This window comes from Oceanobacillus sp. J11TS1, from assembly GCF_018333215.1.
Taxonomy (GTDB): domain Bacteria; phylum Bacillota; class Bacilli; order Bacillales; family Amphibacillaceae; genus Oceanobacillus.
The window spans coordinates 1-23,093 of record NZ_BORO01000034.1 but is presented as its reverse complement, the minus strand read 5'-3'; the positions used below and the strand labels follow the sequence as shown (position 1 = coordinate 23,093).

Genomic DNA, 23,093 nt, shown 5'->3' with positions numbered 1-23,093 from the left:
CAACCTTCTTGGCTAAATAACAGCAAATGATTTTTCACCAGCTTCATTTACTGTATCTAAAAACCATCTACTCAAAAAATGTTCAAGCAGTCTAGAGGGAAAGCTGCCACGCCTTTCCCTCTAGACTGCTCTGCTATGTCAAAGTGTCCTGTAGCAATTTCTCCATATCTTCATCTGTCAAATGATAATTCCATAAATCTTTTGTTTGCACCATTTGCTCCATTAAATCTCTTTTTTTCTGCTGCAGTTCATACATTTTATCTTCAATGGTCCCCTCTGTCAGCATTCGAATCACCGTTACATTGTCTGTCTGTCCAATCCGATGTGCACGGTCAATAGCCTGGTCTTCTACCGCCGGGTTCCACCACGTATCATATAAAATAACTGTATCCGCACCGACTAAATTTAATCCTGTTCCACCTGCTTTTAAAGAAATTAAGCAAATATCATTTTTCCCCTGATTAAATGAGCGGCAGATTTGCAGGCGATCCTCTGAAGGTGTTTGACCGTCCAAATAAAAATAGTGGATGTCTTCTGTTCTTAATAACTCGCCGATATGTTTTAGCATTTCGGTAAACTGAGAAAAAATCAACATACGCTTCCCGGATCGTTTCGCATCTTTTACAATTTCCATTAATCGCTTCAATTTCGCTGACTGCCCATCATAGTCCCGTACAAATAATCCTGGATGGCAGCAAATTTGCCTTAACCGTGTAAGCCCGGCCAAAATTCGAATGCGGTTTTTACGAATTGTATCCTGATCTAAATGTTTATATTCCGGATGTTTTAACTTTGCCAAATAAGCCAAATAAATCTGTTTTTGCTCTTCCGTTAAGGGCACTCGCTCAATATATTCTGTTTTCGTTGGCATATCTGCTAGAACATCCCTTTTTTCTCTTCGTAACATAAATGGATGTACTCTTCGAAGAACTTGTTCGTTCGTAAGCCATGAAAAATCCTTTAATCCACCAAGTAATTCAGGAAAAGCAATATGAAAAATGGACCATAGATCCTCCAGTTTATTTTCTAAAGGGGTCCCTGTTAAAGCAAATCGATGTTTTGCGTTTAATTTTTTCACTGCACGGAAAACTTGTGTGGCAGGATTTTTAAATGTTTGTGCTTCATCAAAAATAATCGTTTGAAAGGTAACATGCTTCTTAAACCAGTCAATTTCATTTTTTAAAACACCATAAGATACAATCCATACATCCTGCTCTTCTAGCGTTTTTTTCATCTGATTTCTTTCTTTCATCGTTCCCTTGAGTATACCGACAGACACTGCTGGCGCAAATAATTCCCACTCTTGCTTCCATTGATAGCATAAAGATGTCGGGCAAACGATTAGAACTGGATCTTTTTTCTCGGACTTCTGTTGAAACTTCGTCACACAAAAAGCAATGGCCTGAATCGTCTTCCCTAATCCCATTTCATCCGCCAAAACACCACCAAGCCCCGCCTCAGCAATTGCTAACATCCAACGAACACCATCTTTTTGATAAGGTTTTAAGATAGAAGCAATTTCAGCTGCAATAGGATATTTTTCATTTGATGGTACTTGAATCTCATGAATGATCTCTTTTACGGCATCACCATTAGCAAGATAGCCATTCTCTTCCATTCGATGTGCAAAGGATAATCCATCTTTCAGTGACAACTCTATTTCCTCTAGGATTTCAGATGGTGTTAACGACACAGAAAGCAAATATTTTTCTAATTCCTTTACCTCTTCTGTTTCTAACGTCAAAAAGGAACCGTCCTTCAAACGATAGTAAGGTCGTTTTTCTTCGATTGCTTCTAAAATTTGTCGTACCTCTTCCTTCCAAAATCCCTGTACTTGAAAGGAAAAAGCTAACCAATTTGTTCTATCTCGTTTATGCTTCACACGGATAATCGGCTGAAATCGTTTCTTGCTAATTTGATTACGTACAGCATTTGTTACAAACACATCCGCCATTTTATATAATTCTGGCAGGCTGTGGTATAAAAAATCATACTCTAATTGTTCATGTTGCAGGATAAAACTGCCATCCACATTGGCAAAACCGCTGTTTTTAAGGAAATCAATTATTTTTGCTTCTTTCTCTTTATCGCGAAGGACCATGGTTGTTTTCTCGAAAGGCGTTATCTTTTTATCTCCATATTGAAATTCTACTCCGGCAAGCAGGCGATTATGCACCCGGTCAATATAGACACTTGCCTTTAAAGGAGTATATACGTTTTTTAGCGCCCCTGTTGTGTCATTTACTTCTCCGATTCGCTCTAAAAGCGCGGAAACAGATATAATTTGATTTTTGCTGACGATAATCGTTTTTGCTTGTTTATTCCACAGCTGTTCACATAATGTAAGCAGATGCTTCTCTTCTTCCGTCAATAAATAAAGCGAGCCTTTCTGGTAGATGAGCTGATAAGGCAACAAAAATATGGTCTGCATCCTCTCCCGAAATTCGATAGCGTAATTTTCACCGTTTCGATCAATGCGAAAAGAAAAAGGAGGCAATGCATCAAAAAATGTTAATTGCTGCTTATGATAAGCATCCGCTTTTCGATACAGAGAAACAAGCGAAGTCGAATGAAGTAATTTTTCCAATCTCTCCCAAGCTGTGGTAGGAATAGTTATCCATCTCGTTTTACTTGTAAATGCTGTCCCAATCATTTGCTGGTCTTCATAAACTTGGATAAGCTGTTCTAAGACTTGATTGCTATCATCTTCAAAGTAAAATTTAGCCGCATCATAGGAGCGATTTCCTGCTACATGAAATCTGGTTTCACGATTTAATGCCTCTAAAAAAGAAATGATATCCTCTATCCAAGTCTCTTCAATTTGAATTGCCATTTGCAAGGCTGGCCGTTCTGTATTTTTGGGTATACGTAAGTAAAAATGAGTCGGAATCGCTTGCCTTGTTTCAAAATAGCCGCGATGCCGAAATTCTTTTTCTGATTTTCCTGTAAATGAAGAGCTTCCTGTTTCTGGCTGTCCCGTTTCAGAAATACCAATTAATACCGCGGCAATATGCTGGCAATCCAATGTATAAGAACCGAGCTTCGGACAACTGCATTCTGTTGTTTCTATTTTATTGTCTCGATAGGTTATCGTAATATGAAAATCATCTGTTGTTCTAACTGTCCCTATCATTTGCTGATCAAGAAAAGTTAATTGGACATTGCCTTTCTTCCAAAGACGCTCCCCATATTTATAAGATAATTCTCCACATCGTTCTTTTATTTCTTGTTTGGATATCCATACCATTCTTTCTGCACGACCTTTTTATCATTTTATCAAGCTACAATCCTTCTTCATCATTTCACGAAATGGGCTAAATTGTAGTATGATATATCTATTGCTTATTATAAAGCAAGAACGCTCTGACATCTAACAAAGAAACAATGATTTTAACATAGTGCTTGTTTCATCAGAAAGTAGTATCTGCTTTTAACTTTTGAACAACCTATAAATAGAAAGGATTTCAATATGTCAATTCGAGAAGAAGTACAAAAAAGAAAAACATTTGCGATTATCTCGCATCCCGATGCCGGGAAAACCACAATGACCGAAAAATTATTATTATACGGTAACCTTATTCGTTCAGCTGGAACGGTTAAAGGAAAAAAATCCGGTAAATTTGCTACATCTGACTGGATGGAAATCGAAAAGCAACGCGGGATTTCTGTAACGTCCAGTGTAATGAATTTTCAATATGAAGGGTATCATATCAACATTTTAGATACCCCTGGACACGAAGATTTCAGTGAAGACACATACAGGACATTAACAGCCGTCGACAGCGTTGTGATGATTATCGATTCCACGAAAGGGATTGAAGCACAAACGATTAAACTGTTTAAAGTTTGCCGTATGCGCGGTATTCCTATCTTTACGTTTATGAATAAACTTGATCGTGAAGGGAAAGAACCGCTTGCTTTATTAGAAGAGCTGGAAGAGGTATTGGAAATCGATACGTATCCAATGAACTGGCCAGCTGGGATGGGTAAGGGTTTCCTCGGTATTTTTGATCGGGATAATGAACAATTTGTTCAGCACCATCCAGGTGAAGAGGAAAGCTATATTCCTTATAAAGAATTGGAGAACCATCCAGAATTAACCGAACATCCAACGTATCAAGACGCATTAAATGAACTAGAGCTTGTTGAAGAAGCTGGAAATGAATATTCAGAAGAAGCTATTTTAAATGGGGAGTTAACACCTGTTTTCTTCGGAAGCGCCTTGTCCCCATTTGGTGTCCAAACTTTTTTTGATTCTTTTATTCGCTTAGCACCAAGTCCGACACCTCGAAAATCAACAAAAGGTGCAGTTAATCCGGACGAGGAAAACTTTTCAGGATTTGTATTTAAAATCCAAGCAAATATGAACCCAGCCCATCGTGACCGGATTGCCTTTCTACGTGTCTGTTCCGGAAAATTCACACGTGGTATGAGTGTCCAATTAGCTCGGACTGGAAAAGAATTGAAGCTCGCTCAATCCCAGCAAATGGTTGCTTCTTCCCGGGAAACCATTGACGAAGCGTATGCTGGTGATATTATCGGGATTTATGACCCGAATGCCTATCAAATCGGTGATACCTTGCTTACTGGGAAAGAAAAATACGAATTTGATGAATTACCACAATTCCCGCCAGAAATCTTTAAAAAAGTGATGGCGAAAAATGCTTTAAAATCGAAACAATTTCGTAAAGGCATCGAACAGCTCGTACAAGAAGGTGCCATACAGCTATTTCGGGATCATTTAACAGATTCCTTTATTCTAGGAGCGGTTGGGGAATTACAATACCAAGTCTTCACTTATCGTATGGAAAATGAGTACAATGCCGAAGTGATTATGGAAACGATTGGTGAACGGATACCAAGATGGCTAAATCCTGAGCAAGTTGACCCTTCTCTGTTTGATTCTGGGAATATATTGGTTCGTGATCGTCATGACCAGCCACTCGTTCTATTCCGCAATGAATTTGCATTAAACTGGTTTAAAGATAAAAATCCAGATGTTGAGCTAATTGATCTATTTGAAACAAATAATTATCAATAATACGAGGAAGATTGAGGAGCGCTTTTCACAGGTTTGGAGCGCATGAGCTCTTTTTCGAGCGCCTTGGCAGGATTTGGAGCGCGTGCGGCTTTTTTCGAGCGCTTGAACCTAGCTTGAACCTATTATAAGCATAGCTTGCCAAAATAAAAAAGGATTTTTGTATCGGAGTAGCATGATACGAAAATCCTTTTTTTATTAACGCTGCACAATTGTCGAATATTTATATTTCTCTTTCGGTACGCTCCTCAAGAATGGTGACATTTCCCCTGTATATAAAACCGTTAAATCATGCATAGCACGGGTGCATGCTGTGTAGAGCAGGTATTTGTCAGCCTGGTAACGGTATACGTTGCTAGAAGCATCTGCAAGAATCACCGCATCAAACTCAATTCCTTTCGCTAAATAAACAGGAACAACGACAACTCCTTTTTGATACGTTTTTGTGCTCTCTTTGATCTGTTTTATATGAATCTCTTTGTTTAGTTTCTGGTATATTTTTCTGCCAGCTTCCGCAGACTTTGTAATAATAGCAATCGTTTCATGTCCCTCTTCTTGCTTCTCCTTTATTTTGTATAGCAATGCATCTTTTTCAGAAATTGACTTGGTCAGTTGGACTACCTCAGGACGTGCCCCATCACGGTCAAATGGTTCAACGGCTTCACTGCTTGGTGAAAAATAAGATGTAAAATCTACAATCGGTTTGGTTGAACGGTAACTTTTCGTTAACACAATTCGTTCTAAACTATCCGGTAAGGAGGCATTTTTCTGAATTGGGTTCTCCTCAGATGCATAGGAATAAATTGCTTGATTCACGTCACCAAGCAGCGTAAAGCTAGCATAAGGATAAAGATGCTTTAAATAAGCAAACTGAAATGGTGTGTAATCCTGTGCCTCATCAATAACAATGAGATGGACAGGACGAATGATTTCATGACCAGTAATTTCTCCCTTAAAGAAACGATAAGCTGTCGCCTGTTCCCATGCAAGCTGTTTTTTTCGAAGCCGTTGCATTTCCACTTTTTTATATTGTTCAATAGCTTCTGCCCCTTCCAAACCTTCCATAAAATCCATATACATTTTAAACGTATTTACAAAGCGATTTTGGCGGATCATATTTCGAAGCGGCGCAAATGTTTTACGAACAATTTTTTCTTTTAGTACCTCTTCCTCATCCTGTATGCTGCTATCTTCATGCTCTCTTTCTACTTCATGATATACTTCCATATAATCCTCTTTATTTAACAGCTGCATTTGGTCTATTACCCAGTCTTTTTCAAGCTCTTCTTTTTGAAATTCACGGATACGCTTTAATAACCAATTCTTGAGTTTTTCCATCTTATTTGGCAATCGCATATTTTTCTCCAAAGACTTAAAATAGCTTTCGATTTCTGTTTTATCGATCAGTAATTCATTTCGAAAGCGAATCGATCTAAAAACGAGGGAAGTCTGGTTTAATTCTTCCAAATGCTGTTTGATTTCATCCATAAAAGCAACTCCAGAGAAATGCTGAATTGCTTCCATTCTTGTTTTTTGTTCCTCTTCTGCTAAATCCATTAATTTCTCTATCTGTTCAAAAGGCGTATCCACTTGTAAAGCTTTGTCCATCCCGTTTGAAATAAATTGATAAAAAGTTTGCTGATTAACAGGTTCTTCTCCCAATTCCGGAAGCACATTCGCTACATAGCTCGAAAACAAATCATTCGGGGATAATAATAAAACCTGGTTAGCAGTTAAGTTTGTCCGATGATGATAGAGTAAATAAGCAATTCGCTGCAATGCTGCAGAGGTTTTCCCGCTCCCAGCAGCACCTTGAACAACGAGGACCTTACTCCCACGATGACGAATAATGGCATTTTGCTCTTGCTGAATCGTAGAAACAATCGATTTCATCTGTGTATCAGCTGCCTGACTTAAGCTTTCTTGAAGCATTTCATCAATAATCGTTACAGAAGTATCAAATATCCCTTTCATCTGCCCATTACGAATCATATATTGACGCTTTAAACTCATCTCTCCATAAACCGTTTCTTCTTGCGTCCTATATTCTACGGGACCTGGAGCGTAGTCATAATAAATACTAGAAATCGGAGCTCGCCAATCATAGACAAGGAAGTCCTTCTCTTCTTCATCCATAAGGGAAGTGGTTCCAATATATATTTTCTCTATATCATTGCTTCCTTCTTCTTCAAAATCGATTCTTCCAAAATAGGGTTGATCTTTTAACCGATCTAATTGTTTGATTCGCTGATAATTTTTTCCGTAATGCCGTTCTTTTTGAGCAAGTATATTGGATTGCTGCTTAATACTTTCTTGTGTTTCAATAATATCATCCATCTCATCCATATTAACGGTAATATCATCCCAAAATGTTTTACGCAATTCAACGACGTCTTCTTTCACCTTGGAGGACTGTTCCTTCAAAGCATTTTGTTTCTTTTCAATCAGATTTAATACCTTCTCAAGTCGTTGATATTCAAATTCATGGCTATTATTTTGCTTATCCATCAACTTCCTCCTTCAAAAAAACAGTTGACATATATCTTATTATAGTGTATTATATAAATATATACGTATAAACAAGAAACTATATCTTTAACTTTTTTATTTTATCATTGTTGAACAAAATTATCAATACATATGTAAAAAGCCCGGTTGAGTTTTTCAGCGGGCTTTTTTTGGTGATTTTTTTCTTTTACGGAATCAGCCGCACTTCTATAACGCAAAAACCTAGCACCAAATTTGGCACTAGGATTCTTCGGTTAATTTTAATGCAGTTTCATATAATACTTCCACACCATTAGCAAGATCAGGAATTGCTGTCCATTCCTCCGGGCAATGGCTCAGGCCATCTTTACTAGGAACAAAAATCAATCCCACATCGGTTATATCTGAAAGAACCATCGCATCATGGCCTGCCCCGCTATGCATGGTTAAAAAAGAGATATCTAAGCGCTCACAGGATGCTTTAAGTATGGAACGTATTTCTTGATTTAATTCCTTTGGCTGCATGTATAAGGGTTGCTCTACTGTAGTTTGGATATCATCTGTCTCATAACTTACAATCAAGTCTTTTACTTTCTTAATCACATTTTTAACATGCATTTCTTTACTAGAACGAATGTCCACGGAAAAGACAACTTTATCTGGAATTACATTCGCTCCATTTGGAAATACCTCATGTTTCCCTACTGTTGTAACCGTTCCTTCCCCTTCTTCTATTGCAATTTGCGGAAGTTTAGAAATAATATTCGCTGCTGCTACTAATGCATCTGATCGTCGATTCATAGGCGTCGTTCCAGCATGTCCTGCCTTTCCTGTAATGGTTACGTCTAGTTGAGTCAGTCCCACAATAGATTCCACCACTCCAACAGAAATTTGTTCTTCTTCAAGAATAGGGCCTTGTTCTATATGCATTTCTAAAAATGCTTTGATGGTTTCTGGATCACGTTTTACCTCTAATGAAGGATCTAAATCAATCATTCTCATTGCGTCCGGTACAGAAACTTCATTTTTATCCTTAATCTGTGCTATTTCCTCTTTCTGAAGATATCCAACAATTCCTCTTGACCCCATTAAGCCGCCGCCAAACCTGGATCCTTCTTCTTCAATCATCGCAATAACTTCCAATGGATACGTTGGCTTGATTTGATTTTCTTGAAACAATGCAGCTACTTCTAATCCTGCAACAACACCAGCTGGCCCATCATAGTCCCCACCATTAGGAACACTATCAAAATGAGAACCTACAATAACACTTGGGGCATCTTTATTCTCTCCTTCTAATTTGCCGAAAATATTACCCAGACCATCTTCTCTTACCTGCAGCCCATATTCTTTCATTTGCTCTTTGATATAATTACGAGCCTGTAAATCTTGTGCACTATAAGTCATACGCGTAGTTCCTTGACCCGGTGTCGCTGTAAATTTACTTAACGCTTTTATATGTTTTTCAATACGTTCTTGGTTAGCTTTCATTTTTTCATTCCTCCATTATATAGATACTTATATGAAGTTAACAAATACTCCAGCCAATATAACAGACACAATCGTAACTGTCACAAACCCTCCAACCAGCATTGGCGGGAGCATATGGCTTGTTAATACTTCTCTTTCTTTCCTATCCTTCGTTAAGGAGTTAATCACTTCATTGGTAATGACATAGTCTGCCGGGAAACCATAAAAAGCAGTTAATGATATCGCATATGCCATTGTCTTACTAACGTTAAGAAGCTTCCCGACAATGAAAGAAAATAAATACATTCCAATAACCGCTAATAGAATACTTCCAACTAATAAATATATTAAATCAAGCATCATCGTTGGGGTAGCATTTCTTAATCCATCAAGTATATATAACATTAAACCAAGCATTGCAAAACCAAAACCATTTGCTTTTTGCAACGCTTGTTTTTCCAAGAAGCCAAGACTTCTAGCGATTACCCCAAATAGCAAACATAGTACCATAGGGCTGACAGATACAATTGGTTCAAATAATGTAGAAACAATATAAGCCAGAAAACCAACAAATGCTAATCTGAAAAATTTAAAATAACTTGTATTATATTGTTCAGGAAGGTTTCTAAATAACTTCGCATCCTCGGATTGATCGATGGATACATTTTTTAATGAATCTTCCATTACCTCTAAATCACCTTTACGAAATTTATCTAATAACTGCTTTCCTTCTTTTTTCAACATGACAGAAGTTAAAGGATATCCCGCAAAGCCCTGCATCACATAAATGACAATCGCAAATACGGATAAGCTTACAAGACCAGCATCTGCTGCACCTTCTGACATAATCAGTGAGGATACTAGCCCTCCTACTAACGGCGGAACAGCCACAACCATACTTTGCCAATCAAAAAGCAAGGTTCCAAAACTAAGTAAAAAGACAGCTACACCTATAACCCCACCAAGAGCAATCAAAATCGTACGCCATTGCTGTTTCAACTCCTGCAAGGACAAAAGTGTGCCCATATTTACAATTAAAAGGTACATCAGTGAAGTAGCGACGACAGGAGGGATTCCAGCAATCGCAACAATGTCCTGAGGGAAAAAGGTCCAATATCCTGCTAAAAATAACACTGCACAAACAAAAATCGATGGTACCCAAGCTTTTGTTCTGGCAGCAATAACATCTCCTATATAAAGAATAAAAATAATAAGAACTAACGCAAACATCTGTGACATGTTCATCCATCCTCCAAAATATATGTTATTTCATTCATGATGTCTTTCCTCTAAAAAAACCTTTTAGAACATTTTTACGACAGAAAACAATTACAAATTGACAAAACGCTTTTAAAAGATTTTGTAAATTCGATATATAAAACAAAAATATATTTGCGTATTTTTTCTGACTATTAACTGTACAAAGTAACCATTTATTCTCTAGGACAAAGATTTTATAACGCGTTTCCACCTAGAACGGTTAAAAAATTCTGAATTCAAAAAAGATCAGATAGCATGGAGCTACATCCTTTTCAAAATACACAATTTATAAAATACTTTATGAGCTAAGCGGGCTTTCCCACCATCAATATGTCGAAAATTTAATTATTTTGTCGATAAACGTCATATTACCACCTGAGTGATTGCTCGTCAATAAAAATTTCATCGCATCTTAGCCCAATATGGAGCGATTCTATCATCAAACATTCTAACAAATTGGCTATTTTATTGAATTGATATCGCTTTCCAAAAGTGAATGGGTAAAAAGAAAATTTTGTTACGCAGACAACTTCTTTTTAGATCCGATTACTCGCCCACTAAAATATGTTTCCTAAGGTTTTTACACATAATAATAAAAAAAATCTCGATTATTTTAGATACTTCACTTCTCAGTCATTATCATTGGATAAGCTTAATTTATCCAATAGTTTAAAGAACAAGCTAATTACAATAGCTACAACAGTTGCCAGCCCCATTCCTTTCAGCTCCACTGTTCCTAGGTGAATGGTTGCTCCGCTTACACCGATAGCTAATACAATACAAGTTAATATAAGGTTTTGTGATTTATTATAATCGATTTGCTGCTCCACAAGCATACGCAAACCACTTACTGCAATAATCCCAAATAGCAATAAAGAAATTCCGCCCATGACAGGTGTTGGAATGGATGAAATTAATGCAGCTAATTTGCCACAGAATGAAAGAAGGATAGCTAGTACTGCTGCTCCCCCGATAATCCATGTGGAATACACTCTTGTAATAGCAAGAACACCTATATTTTCTCCATATGTTGTATTTGGTGTTGATCCAAAGAAACTGGAGATCATTGTAGAAATACCATTACCAAATAACGAGCGATCTAATCCGGGATCTTTTACCATATCTTTATTCACAACATTTCCTGTTACAACCAAGTGCCCGATATGCTCAGGAACAAGTACAAGAGCAGCAGGTAAAATAATTAAGATATCAGACCAGTTAAATTCAATTTGATAATAGGTTGGCATTTGAACCCAAGCAGCTTCGCGAACCGCTGTAAAATCCACAATTCCAAATAACGTTGCGATAATGTATCCTGTTACAATCCCAAGTAAAATTGGAATGATTTTCAAAAATCCTCTTAATGTTACCCAATAAATAATCGTCGCACCTAAAGTAAGCAAGGATACTGTTATAGCTGTAATATCTTTAGGAGCCTCTGCCCCTGGTAATAACCCGGCCATATCTGCGGCAGTCGGAACAAGTTCAAGTCCAATAACAGCAACAATTGCTCCCATAGCTGCTGGCGGAAAAATCACGTCTATCCAGCTTGTACCTGCATATTTCACAATGACACCAATTAACGTTAAAACAATACCAACAACAAAGAATCCACCAAGCGCAGCTCCATATCCTCCGCCCTCTGTTAGCACCATCGTTACCGGCGAGATAAAAGCAAAACTAGAGCCTAAATAAGCCGGAATCTTTCCTTTCGTAATAAGAATATATATTAACGTTCCAAAGCCATTCATCATTAAGATGGTAGCTGGATCAATATTAAATAAAATAGGTACTAAAACGGTTGAGCCAAACATTGCAAATAAATGCTGCAAGCTTAAAGGTAAGCTTTGCAATAATGGCAGCCTTTCATGTACTTGTATTTCTCTTGATTTCATGGATAAATCCCCTCTCTGTATATTACACATTTGTATTATATACCAAAAAACACCTCACCAATGCAGATGGTAAGGTGCTAGAATATACAAAGAAAAGATTATCCCAGAAAGGAATACATTTTTGCTTTATCCGCTAACCTTACCAGCCTCACTGGACTAGCTTAAAGGTTCATTAAGTACAAATGTACAACACTATTTTATATTATTACAAATTTATACAATAGTTGTCAATCATTTTATTATCTAATTAGAACTTTGCTTTACAACGATAGATAACATGTCCTTTGGAAGCGAATTTTTCTTCATACTCTGTCTTCACATTTGTTTCGTCTTCTATCGCATGTAAATCTAAATTAACCTCCAAAAGGTTCATACCATAATCGGAAAAACTCACTAAGGAATACTCAAATAAGCCACGGTTATCTGTTTTCAGAACAATTTGTCCAACATCTTGTAAAATGTCTTGATATTGCTCTAAGAAGCTCTTATAGGTCAAGCGACGCTTCTCATGACGATTTTTAGGCCATGGATCAGAAAAGTTTAAATAAATCTGTGCGATTTCATTTTCTGCAAATAAAGCACGAATATCACTCGCATCCTCATTTAAAAGACGAACATTGGCCAAGCCAGATTCATCAACCTTTTGAACTGTTGATACAATGATACTTTTTGCAACTTCAATCCCGATGAAATTTATCTCTGGATACTGTTTAGCCATTCCAGTAATAAATTGTCCTTTTCCAGAACCAATTTCCACATGAATAGGATTTTCATTTCCAAAAACTTTTTTCCATTCGCCTTTATGTATACTAGGATTTTCTAATACAATATGATTTTTTTCTTTTAAATAATCGTCTGCCCAAGGTTTATATCTTTGTCTCATGTACAATTTCCTCACTTTTATTGCTTTTATATGATGTGAATAATAAGCAGTTATTCGTTTAAACTATTCTCAGGAACGAGGTGAATTAAGATGCAATTATCGATGAAAAACAAGCTGCAATTACTATGCGATATTTTAGACGAGCACCAATCTCATTCTTCAGGATCAGCAACGGAATATGCCCAATTGGAACGAATTGCTAAATCCATATTAACCAATAAAGAACTATCTAATCAAGAGGTGCAAGACGTCCTGTCAAGCATTCAGCAATATGGTCAAACAGGAGCTGCTGTATCTGATTTAACACAACATGTCCATGACCACCAAGACCAGTTTGATCATTGGATTAGCACCGTCCAGCAAAATCTCTAAGAAATATTAAAGTTTTTAATTGATTGGATGATTTCCTGCAACTCCTTTAATCTTTGCTGAACTTTTGCTTTCTCATCACGAGCATAATGCCAGCTTAAAAATTGTAAGTTATCTTGGAGCAGATACCAATACATGCGAATAAACCATTGTGTATCTGGCTCTATTCCATAATTGGTAAGCCACTCTTCCCAGTTTTCTCGGGGAATGTACCATTTTAAGAGCATACCAATGTCCGTTGCAGGGTCAGCAATGGTTGCATTGTCCCAATCAATTAAATATATCGTATTTTCCTTCGTTAAAATTAAATTATTATGATTCATATCACAATGACATACTGCTAATTTTTGATTTCTGGTATAAGGAAGCATTAACTCCAATAATTCAATTGCTTCCTTTATCTCTTTTTGCTCGTTTAAACCATTTTGTTCTAATTGCAGACGTATTTTTGAGAAACTTTCGTCTGAAGTTGTCGGCTTTTTCCCCATTTTTAGCAACATATGCATTAATTCAGAGGAATGATGTATTTTATACAATAAATCAGCTACAGATTGCTGCTTCATCTCTTCTTCATTCAAAGAACGCCCTTCCAGCCATTCTTGAGCGGTAATAACATCACCATTTTCTATTCTCTTTGTCCAAATAAGCTTGGGTACAATTCCTTCCGCGGAGAGTACCGCTAAGAAAGGCGAGGTGTTTCTTTTGAGAAACAATCGCTTTCCATTTTTTTCAGCTATAAATGCCTCGCCGGTTAATCCACCAGCCGGCCTAACAAGCCACCCTGTACCTAAAGCATGTTCGAGCCAGTTAATCATAATGTCTTCCCATCTTTCAAAATTAGCATTCAAGGATCGTCCGAAAAATCTCCGTTTATACAATAGACAATTCTTGCTTTTTATCTGTTTCTATAAAATGAAACCATATTCAATGTTTAGATAATCAAGCAGTCATTTTCTATTCGCTATAAACAATTAGATTCTTTTAACGTGTTAAGTATTTATTGTATCTAGAAATCAACAAAATTACAATATCTATGCAATTTATCATTTATATTTAAATAAACTAAAACTTCTTGCAGTTCCTTTTTATTCCATACAAGAAAGGACTAATTATAAAGATACTTCTCTTGATTATCCTTTTTCATATGACAAGTTTGCAGATGGCCTGTTTTTCCGGTCCGCTTGGTAACTGACAGGCAATTCAACTTCCATTGTCATTTCTTTCACCTAAAGCAATTCTACTTCTTTCAAAATACGATACAAATTTCTATATTTCGATCGCTTTCTTTTTTGAATACGTTGGAGCACCTTCCTTGCGTATCAATAAATTCCTTCTTCTCTAAAAAAGCATTAACTACTATTCTTCTTCCCACTCCGGTCTAGGCATGGATTGTGACAAGCTATTGCTTAAAAGTGCCTCAGCTACTGCTAATTGCCTTTTTTTGAGAGGTAAGTGAATAGACCTTTTTTCCTCAAACCACGCCGGAAAAGCTAACTTATCGATAATTTCACTTTGATAAGGTGCGGTTGCGTAAAGAATACGATTGGTTCTAGAAATGACGGTCTTTCTAATTGGAATATCAATATTCTTTGGATGAAGAAAACGTTCAATCCATTTTTCTGATCGTTTTAATGAAATTAAAGGGTTAACGATGTGACTTGGTTCTTCGTTATGTTTTGCTGTAATCGTCCAAGTACGCTCGTCTCCAGCCATAATTACTTCATCCGTATGTAATTCTACAAAAGATAGCAGTTCTATGCCGATTGGTGTGATAAGGATGATATCTGTTTCAACTGCCGCTCTTTTCACTTCGAATATTGGCCGATACATAATAAAATAAGTATCTGGAAATCGTTGAAGCAAGAAGCGTAATAATGGATCTTTATAATAATTCGATTCCACAATTGAAACTTGTGACACAGTTGACGACGCCCATTTTATTTGTGTTTCCAATAAACGATCTAAAAACACTTGCTTTAATTCTTCTTCTGTTTTTGGAATGGATGATAAGGGTTTGTTTCGTTTTACTACCTGTTCAACTGGTGTTAAATCTTCCACGGTTACAGAACTTTTAGTAAATCGACCCTTCCATTTTTGAAAGAGGGAGAGCTTTTCGATTTCTTCTTCTGGTTGCCCCTCTTCATTACAATCTTGTTCCATAGTTGGATGGAGCCATTCTGAATAGAATCGCTCCCACTGTTCCTTCTTTTGACGTATATATTGTGTGGGATAACGATATGTATCCCACTCATATCTTGAAATATAATCCTGCAGCTTGATTAATTGTGCCATCTTCCCTATTCTCCTCTTTAATTACACTGTAAAAGTCTGGAACACTCTATATTTTTAAATAGGGATTCAAACTAATTTACCTAAATGATATATGGTTCTCGTTTATTCAGTGTAATGGAAAGCTTTGTACGATTTCATATTTTGGTTTGGAAGTAGGATGTACTTTAAATAATTGAATCGCATCTACTTTAATTTTATCGTCCAAAGCAGGCATATTGTAAAGTATTTCTTTCCAAATATCTTCCGTTAACATTTTATCATCTGAAGCCCACTTTTTGGCGATCGTAATATGAGGAGTATACGGCCTGCTCTCCTTTTTATAGCCAATGGATTCGCTGATTTGAGTGACTTCTTCTTGAACTTGTAATAAAATTGAATTTTTCTCAGCACCGAGCCACAAAACCCTGGGGCGCTGCCTTTGCCCGAATGTCCCAATACTTGTTCTTTCTATTTCAAATGCCGGATAAGCGGAGATTGACTGAAGTTTATTTTTGAGAAGCTCAATAGATTTTTCATCCACTTCCCCTAAAAAAGCAAGTGTAATATGAAAATCTGACTTGTCTGTCCATTGTTTATATGGTAGACACTTCTCTAAACCCACTTTCCAATCGGATAACTGCTTTGCTAATATAGATCCTATCTGAATACCTATAAAATAATGTGACATACTTCAAACTCCCTGTCTATTTAGCCTCGCAATCGTTTATATTTGGCGAAACGATAGTTCTTTTTATTTTCGTTTATTACAATTTCCACCTCAATGCGATGCTTCTTCAAATTTCAAATTACCTGGCACGTAAACTGAAACAATAGGCCAGCTCTTCCTCTGTTAATGGACGGTATGTTCCAATTGGCAATTGACTATCCAATTCCAAATTGCCCATTCGATGCCGTTTTAAGTAAATCACCTTGCCATTCACTGCTTCAAACATACGCTTAATTTGATGAAACTTTCCTTCTGTTATTTCAATCTCAATCTCCGAAATGCCTGATTCATCTTTTGGAGACAATATCTTCAGTTTCGCTGGCTTTGTATGATAACCATCATCCAGTGTTATGCCTTCCGCAAATTGTTGGACAATATCATACGGAAGGTCTCCTTTGACTTTAGCACGATACATTTTGGGCACATCTTTCTTAGGAGAGGTAAGTTGATGTGCTAAATCACCATCATTTGTTACCAATAACAGCCCCTCCGTATCCTTATCCAACCTCCCAACAGGGAAAGGCTGGAAGCGTCTATCCTGTTCCGATAATAAGTCAATCACTGTTTTATCTTTGGCATCCACTGTAGCTGATACAACTCCAGGAGGCTTGTGAAGCATTAAATAAATAAATTCCTGATAGATAATTGGCTCTCCATCTACACAAACTTTATCTTTATCTGGATTTACTTTTTCTGAAGCGTCTTTTATTATTTTCCCATTCAAGGTGACCTTTTTAGCTTTTAATAGTTGCCTCACTTCTTTTCGGCTTCCCACACCCATATTTGCCAATAGTTTATCTAACCGCATAAGACTCTCCTTATTTTACATCCATTTTTTAGTCTGTAATTTGCTCAAGCCAGGTACTTTCCCATTAAAAATATGATCTAACAACGTTGATTTATACGCTAAAAAGAGATAGAACAATCCACCGCTGGATATGCCGATTAAAAGCATGATAAGCGTTGCCCATCGTTCTGTCTGATATGGCAGGAAGAAGCCAAAAACAAATTTTAATACAGCGATCACGATGCACATCATTCCAGTAAATATCAATGTTAAAATGGTTCGTTTTATCGTTTGTTTAAAAGAAAATTGCACACTTGTTCTTAACCGAAATAAATTAAGAAAAACAGCAATTCCTGCTGCGAGCGCAGTACTCAGAATAGCGCCCTTTCCACCGAATAAATGGATTAGTTGGCTATTTACTAATATTTTCACCAATAATCCGGAAATTAAGCTGATAACCGCATAATTTTGTTGATTAATTCCTTGTAGCATTCCTGAGGTAACTGTAATAAGACCAAACAATAATGCTACAGGAGCATACCAAGCCATTAAAGGTCCCGTAACCTCAATATTTTCTAATGTGAATAACGAGCCAAAAATTTCATCGGATAACATGGCGATTCCAGCCGATGCAGGAATAACAAGCACCATGATAACCTGTAATGCCTGATTGAGTAGTTTCTTATAAGAAACCGAATCATTCTGCGTAAAGGCATCCGTTAACGATGGAAGCATTGCCATAGATAATCCCGTAGCTACCGTCATAGGGATAATGATTATTTTATGACCTAAATTATTAATAACTGCGAATTCTGTTTCCCATAAAGTTGCTCTTCCACTGGCAACCATTGCGGGTTGAAATGTAAATTGGTCAACAAACTGATATAGTGGAACAGCTAGACCTACCAAAACAAATGGGCCGGCATACTGTAATAATTCTTTAAATAATTCTATGGTATGAAAATCATGCGATGTTTGCTGTGCATCAATCTGCTTATAAATAAAGGACTTTCTCTTCTTCCAATACCATAGTAAAATAACGCAGGATGCAAGGGCTCCAATTAATGCCGCAAATGCAGCAAAACCTACGGCTAACGTAATAGATCCATTAAAATAATGCACAATAACATAAGACCCAATAAGAATGGCTCCAATTCGGACAATCTGTTCTACGATTTGCGATAGAGCGGTAGGACCCATTGATTGATGTCCCTGAAAAAATCCACGTACAATACTCATTCCAGGGATAATAATTAAAGCAAAACTGACCATTCGAATGACAAAAGCAATATCTTCTGGGCTTATTGCACCGTTATCTCCTTTAATTTGCTGTGCTCCGATCCAATCAGCGGATAAGAATAAAACAAGAAATGCGATAAACCCTGTTGCAAGCATTAACAAACCGCCAGCTCGAAACATTCGCATCCCGGCTTTATAATCGCCTAGAGCATTATATTTGGACACAAATTTCGATACAGCTAGCGGTATTCCAACTGTGGATAAACTAATAAAAATACTATAAGGCGTATACGCATAGGCAAATAACGCATTTCCAGTAGTACCGACAATTGCAAAAAACGGTATAACAAAAATCATTCCTAAGAATCGAGATAGGAACGACGCACCTGATAATAGCATGGTTCCTCGTAGCATATTTGACATTGTAACTTTTTCACCTACAATTAGATTAATAAAATAGATTGCTTTATTGTAGCACTTCTTATTTATTTTAGCATACTTTTTGTCTGCTTTCTTTGATTTAATTTGCTAAAAATCGACAAATAAAATGAGAGTCCCATCTCTAACGATAATATGTATTGTGTATCCACTATAGAAATGCTACGATACGGAAGGAAAAGAAAGGAATGAGAAACCTTGAATTATGATGTCGTCGTCATTGGCGGAGGACCTTCTGGCTTAATGGCAGCTATTTCTGCTGCTGAGCATGGTGCAAAAACCTTACTAATTGAAAAAGGTCAAAAACTTGGCAAAAAATTGGCTATCTCCGGTGGTGGCCGCTGTAATGTAACTAATCGTTTACCACAGGAAGAAGTAATAAAACATATTCCTGGTAATGGTAAATTTTTATATAGTGCATTTTCGGTATTTAATAACTATGATATTATTGATTATTTTGAAGGCCTTGGCGTGGCTTTAAAGGAAGAGGATCACGGTAGAATGTTTCCAAAATCAAATAAAGCAATGGACGTCGTCAATGCGTTAATTAATCAATTAAAAGAACAAGGCGTGACTACCAAAATGAATACAAAAGTAACTGCTATTGAATACGGTAATGATATACACACGATTCATCTTAGAGAAGAAGCACCTGTTACATCAACATCTATTGTGATTGCAGCTGGCGGGAAAGCCGTGCCACATACTGGCTCTACAGGAGATGCTTATCCATGGGCTAAGACTGCAGGCCACACGGTAACTGAATTATATCCAACGGAAGTAGCGCTCACCTCAAAAGAAGCTTTTATCAAGCAAAAGAAACTTCAAGGTTTGTCTTTAAGAAATGTTTCTCTCAGTGTGTTAAATAAACGAGAAAAGCCAATCGTTACGCACCAGATGGATATGATCTTCACCCATTTTGGTATTTCTGGTCCTGCTGTTCTTCGTTGTTCTCAATTTGTTGTCAAAGAGTTCATGCGAGGAAGGAACACCGTCAGAATGCACCTCGATATTTTGCCTGAAATAACGGAGGAAAAATTAATGGAGCAAGTAATTGATATACTTGCAGAAAACCCGAAAAAAACGTTTAAAAATGCAATAAAAGGTATGATTCCTGAACGGCTCCTTGACTTTTTAATGGAAAAACATGCTATCCATCCTGAACAAAAGTGTGCAAATATATCTAAAAACACGGTACTTCTTTTTGTAAAAGATATTAAGAACTTTTTCTTTGAAGTTTATGGCAGCCTGCCAATGGAAAAAGCTTTTGTTACTGGAGGAGGTATTTCGATTAAAGAAATTGTTCCAAATACCATGAAATCAAAAATAATGCATGGATTATACTTCTGTGGAGAAATTTTAGATATCCACGGCTATACAGGCGGTTATAATATTACCTCTGCACTAGTTACTGGCCGTATTGCAGGAATGAACGCAGCCTTAGATGCAAAATCTGACGCTGTTATCTAATTCCTTTCATAATATATTCCACAGGGGAGATACTAAGATGGAACTTCATTCGTGGGATATCCCCCATGGAATGACAGTTGAGTGAATCAGGAAATTAGCGTCCGTTTTTCACCACTTAATTAATTTTCATTTCATTCTCTATTTGGTGGCAGTTTTAAGGACGTTTATCCCTGATAAACTTAAAACTTGTCTGAGCTAGTCTTATCCAATACGGCTAGTCGCTAATAATCGCTTTTTTCACACTTGTTGAAAGGAAGGATTAGTATGGAAAAAAACTCAATTTGGATTCCGTTAATTGCCTCTGTCGGAGTTGGTGCTGCTACTTTTTATTCCATGACGAGTCAACAGCAAAATTTAGGACAGGCACTACAGCAAGCTGCTCCTTTTTTTAGTTCAAAACAAAATCAATCCGCAGGAAAAGACGATGGTTCAGGCAAATTGGGGCCATTTGGAATGAGTTAATGTCTCAGACTGAGAAGTATCGCTAATGATACTTCTCATTTTTTATGTATAATCTCATATAAATATAACAAGGTATCTATAGCTATCAGCCAAAATTTAAGTTATACTATGACACGTTAGAAGCAATAAAAAAACTAGATTGGAGAGTTTTTTATGCAACGTTTTGGTTTGCTGTTACGAATTATTATCGCAATTGTTTTAGGTGTTGTTATTGGAATGATTGCAAATGATTGGCTCATTAGATTATTCGCCACGTTTAACGATATTTTTGGTGGATTCCTAAGCTTTATCATCCCACTTATTATTATTGGTTTTATTGCACCTGGAATTGGATTTATGGGAAAAGGAGCGGGTAAATTATTATCTGTAACAGCTCTTTTGGCTTATACATCAACCATTATTGCTGGCATCGTTGCATACCTGGCTGCAAGTAACCTATATCCAGCTATATTAGGCGGACAATCATTAACGATGTTTAATGACCCTACGAACTCCCTGCTCGGAGGATTTCTTGATTTTGAATTACACCCTCCTTTTGAGGTTGTAACTGCGCTCATTCTTTCTTTTGTCTTAGGTATAGGAATGGCTGCATTAAAGAGCAATGCATTATTAAATATGTTTACTGATTTTCGCTCTATTGTGGAATTAGTTATCAGTAAAGTTATTATCCCTTTGTTGCCTTTTCATATTTTTGGAATCTTCGCTAACATGACACATGCTGGTCAGGTTGCTTCTATTTTAAAGGTATTTGCTGTTGTATTTGTAATGATTATTGTCTTACATATCATGTATTTAATAGTTCAATATTCTATTGCTGGCGCATTAAGTAAACAAAATGTTTTTTCTATGTTAAGAACAATGCTTCCTGCTTATTTCACAGCACTTGGTACCCAATCATCAGCTGCAACAATTCCAGTTACGCTAGGTCAGGCAAAGAAATTAAAGATGAAAGGTAATATTGCTGATTTCACGATTCCTCTTCTTGCGAATATACATTTATCTGGCAGCACGATCACATTATTAAGCTGCGCGATTGCTGTATTATTCTTACAAGGAGATCCGATCACATTTGGTTCAATTTTTTCTTTCTTACTTGTTTTAGGCGTAACAATGATTGCAGCGCCTGGAGTTCCAGGCGGAGCAGTAATGGCATCGATTGGCCTGCTTGAATCCATGCTAGGATTTAGCCCGACAATGGTATCTTTAATGATTGCCTTATACCTTGCTCAAGATAGTTTAGGTACCGCATGTAATGTTACAGGAGACGGTGCTATTTCAAGTATAACTGATTCCATCAACAACCGTTGGAGAATTACAAAAGAATAAGAATACCACCATCAAGAATGAAAAATTATCCGCTGTTAATAAGTAGAAAATGAGCATAACAAGATGTTCTTTTTAACTTATTATCAGTGGATTTTTAGCGTAAAAATAAAGATTGTAAAGAATTTGTACATAATTCTTTCCAAAATATTTAACCATCAGTCATTGTGGATTCGAAGCTGCGGTAATATATCATCATACTAACATTAATTCTGTCAAATCCTTTAAACCATTGCTTTTCAGGCTTCAATCGGCATAATCTTTTCCAATAACTACATCCAAACTTAGATAGTGAGCTAAGCCTGGTCTCGAACAACCGTAATAATCTAATGAGAAAAATGAAATGGATGCACAATGCGTTTGTGTTAAACTGATATAAAGGAATCACGGTGAGGTGACGAACCGATGATGACTTTCACCCGCAGGGCATAAGTGCGACTTTAGCTCTGCCTGCGCCTGACGGCTTGTCAGTCGCCAAGTCTTCTTTTCACCACAGGCATAAGCGCGACTATGGCTCTGCCTGCGCCTGACGGCTTGTCAGTCGCCAAGTCTTCTTTATCGTAGGGCGCTCTCGCGTTGTCTCCTAGTTTTTGGCGCTTGGAGCTGGACGTGACTATTTATCTAAATAGTTATCCACACGCAAACAATTTTATAATTTCCTAACCAATAAAAAAGAGTTAAGCATAATCATAATGCTTAACTCTTTTTAAATTTGCCTGGCAACGTCCTACTCTCGCAGGGGGAGAACCCCAACTACCATTGGCGCTGAAGAACTTAACTTCTGTGTTCGGCATGGGAACAGGTGTGACCTCTTCGCTATCGCCACCAGACCTAAAATATTTAATTGGGATTTTGCACCCTGAAAACTAAATAAGAGTAACGTGACATGAAAAAACTTAGATAAGTCCTCAATCGATTAGTATCCGTCAGCTGCACGTGTCGCCACGCTTCCACCTCGGACCTATCAACCTCAT

At 37.0% G+C, this 23,093-nt stretch carries 16 protein-coding genes and 1 rRNA gene; 5 read left to right on the top strand and 12 right to left on the bottom strand.

Annotation, left to right across the window (positions count from 1 at the left end):
• Window positions 1-133: 133 nt before the first annotated feature.
• Window positions 134-3,247: a DEAD/DEAH box helicase gene (locus tag KI343_RS17800; protein WP_212927770.1), complete on the bottom strand. Its 3,114-nt coding sequence runs from the start codon at window positions 3,245-3,247 to the stop codon at window positions 134-136.
• A 222-nt stretch (window positions 3,248-3,469) separates the two neighbouring features.
• On the opposite strand from KI343_RS17800, the gene KI343_RS17795 reads away from it, so the two are divergent.
• The gene (locus KI343_RS17795) at window positions 3,470-5,041 is read left to right on the top strand and encodes a peptide chain release factor 3 (protein WP_212927769.1); all 1,572 of its coding nucleotides are present in this window, start codon (window positions 3,470-3,472) and stop codon (window positions 5,039-5,041) included.
• Between the two features lie 195 nt (window positions 5,042-5,236).
• On the opposite strand, the gene helD is transcribed toward KI343_RS17795, so the two are convergent.
• From helD to trmB, 5 genes are all read right to left on the bottom strand, one after another.
• Window positions 5,237-7,546, bottom strand: coding sequence for an RNA polymerase recycling motor HelD (gene helD, locus KI343_RS17790; protein ID WP_212927768.1), 2,310 nt, complete (start codon window positions 7,544-7,546; stop codon window positions 5,237-5,239).
• Window positions 7,547-7,786: 240 nt separating this feature from the next.
• A complete protein-coding gene (locus KI343_RS17785; RefSeq protein WP_212927767.1) occupies window positions 7,787-9,016 on the bottom strand; it encodes a Zn-dependent hydrolase in 1,230 nt (409 codons plus the stop codon).
• A 27-nt stretch (window positions 9,017-9,043) separates the two neighbouring features.
• Window positions 9,044-10,234, bottom strand: a complete 1,191-nt coding sequence (locus KI343_RS17780) for a hypothetical protein (RefSeq protein WP_212927766.1) — start codon at window positions 10,232-10,234, stop codon at window positions 9,044-9,046.
• A gap of 650 nt (window positions 10,235-10,884) precedes the next feature.
• Window positions 10,885-12,150 carry a uracil permease gene (gene uraA, locus KI343_RS17775; protein WP_212927765.1) on the bottom strand — a complete coding sequence of 422 codons (1,266 nt, stop codon included), beginning with the start codon at window positions 12,148-12,150 and terminating at the stop codon, window positions 10,885-10,887.
• A 247-nt stretch (window positions 12,151-12,397) separates the two neighbouring features.
• Entirely contained in the window at window positions 12,398-13,033 is a 636-nt protein-coding gene (gene trmB, locus KI343_RS17770) for a tRNA (guanosine(46)-N7)-methyltransferase TrmB (RefSeq protein ID WP_212927764.1), read from the bottom strand.
• 90 nt (window positions 13,034-13,123) lie between these two features.
• Between trmB and KI343_RS17765 the strand changes: the two genes are divergently transcribed.
• Window positions 13,124-13,405, top strand: a complete 282-nt coding sequence (locus KI343_RS17765; RefSeq protein ID WP_212927763.1) for a YtzH-like family protein — start codon at window positions 13,124-13,126, stop codon at window positions 13,403-13,405.
• On the opposite strand, the gene KI343_RS17760 is transcribed toward KI343_RS17765, so the two are convergent.
• The 5 genes from KI343_RS17760 to KI343_RS17740 form a co-directional block, all read right to left on the bottom strand.
• Window positions 13,402-14,217: a phosphotransferase family protein gene (locus KI343_RS17760; protein ID WP_212927762.1), complete on the bottom strand. Its 816-nt coding sequence runs from the start codon at window positions 14,215-14,217 to the stop codon at window positions 13,402-13,404. The genes KI343_RS17765 and KI343_RS17760 overlap by 4 nt on opposite strands.
• A 541-nt stretch (window positions 14,218-14,758) precedes the next feature.
• Window positions 14,759-15,694 carry a nuclease-related domain-containing protein gene (locus KI343_RS17755; RefSeq protein ID WP_212927761.1) on the bottom strand — a complete coding sequence of 312 codons (936 nt, stop codon included), beginning with the start codon at window positions 15,692-15,694 and terminating at the stop codon, window positions 14,759-14,761.
• A 106-nt stretch (window positions 15,695-15,800) separates the two neighbouring features.
• Window positions 15,801-16,361 (bottom strand): RNA 2',3'-cyclic phosphodiesterase, encoded by a 561-nt coding sequence (gene thpR / locus KI343_RS17750; RefSeq protein ID WP_212927760.1) that lies wholly within the window; start codon window positions 16,359-16,361, stop codon window positions 15,801-15,803.
• A 118-nt stretch (window positions 16,362-16,479) separates the two neighbouring features.
• The gene (locus KI343_RS17745) at window positions 16,480-17,208 is read right to left on the bottom strand and encodes a pseudouridine synthase (RefSeq protein WP_212927759.1); all 729 of its coding nucleotides are present in this window, start codon (window positions 17,206-17,208) and stop codon (window positions 16,480-16,482) included.
• A gap of 15 nt (window positions 17,209-17,223) precedes the next feature.
• Window positions 17,224-18,849 carry a putative polysaccharide biosynthesis protein gene (locus KI343_RS17740; protein WP_212927758.1) on the bottom strand — a complete coding sequence of 542 codons (1,626 nt, stop codon included), beginning with the start codon at window positions 18,847-18,849 and terminating at the stop codon, window positions 17,224-17,226.
• 213 nt (window positions 18,850-19,062) lie between these two features.
• Between KI343_RS17740 and KI343_RS17735 the strand changes: the two genes are divergently transcribed.
• The 3 genes from KI343_RS17735 (at window position 19,063) to KI343_RS17725 (ending at window position 22,122) form a co-directional block, all read left to right on the top strand.
• A complete protein-coding gene (locus KI343_RS17735; protein ID WP_212927757.1) occupies window positions 19,063-20,334 on the top strand; it encodes a BaiN/RdsA family NAD(P)/FAD-dependent oxidoreductase in 1,272 nt (423 codons plus the stop codon).
• A 264-nt stretch (window positions 20,335-20,598) separates the two neighbouring features.
• A complete protein-coding gene (locus tag KI343_RS17730; RefSeq protein ID WP_212927756.1) occupies window positions 20,599-20,796 on the top strand; it encodes a hypothetical protein in 198 nt (65 codons plus the stop codon).
• A gap of 153 nt (window positions 20,797-20,949) precedes the next feature.
• Window positions 20,950-22,122 (top strand): dicarboxylate/amino acid:cation symporter, encoded by a 1,173-nt coding sequence (locus KI343_RS17725; RefSeq protein WP_212927755.1) that lies wholly within the window; start codon window positions 20,950-20,952, stop codon window positions 22,120-22,122.
• Between the two features lie 711 nt (window positions 22,123-22,833).
• Here KI343_RS17725 and rrf read toward each other — a convergent pair.
• Window positions 22,834-22,949 (bottom strand): 5S ribosomal RNA (rrf, locus tag KI343_RS17720).
• Window positions 22,950-23,093 lie beyond the last annotated feature (144 nt).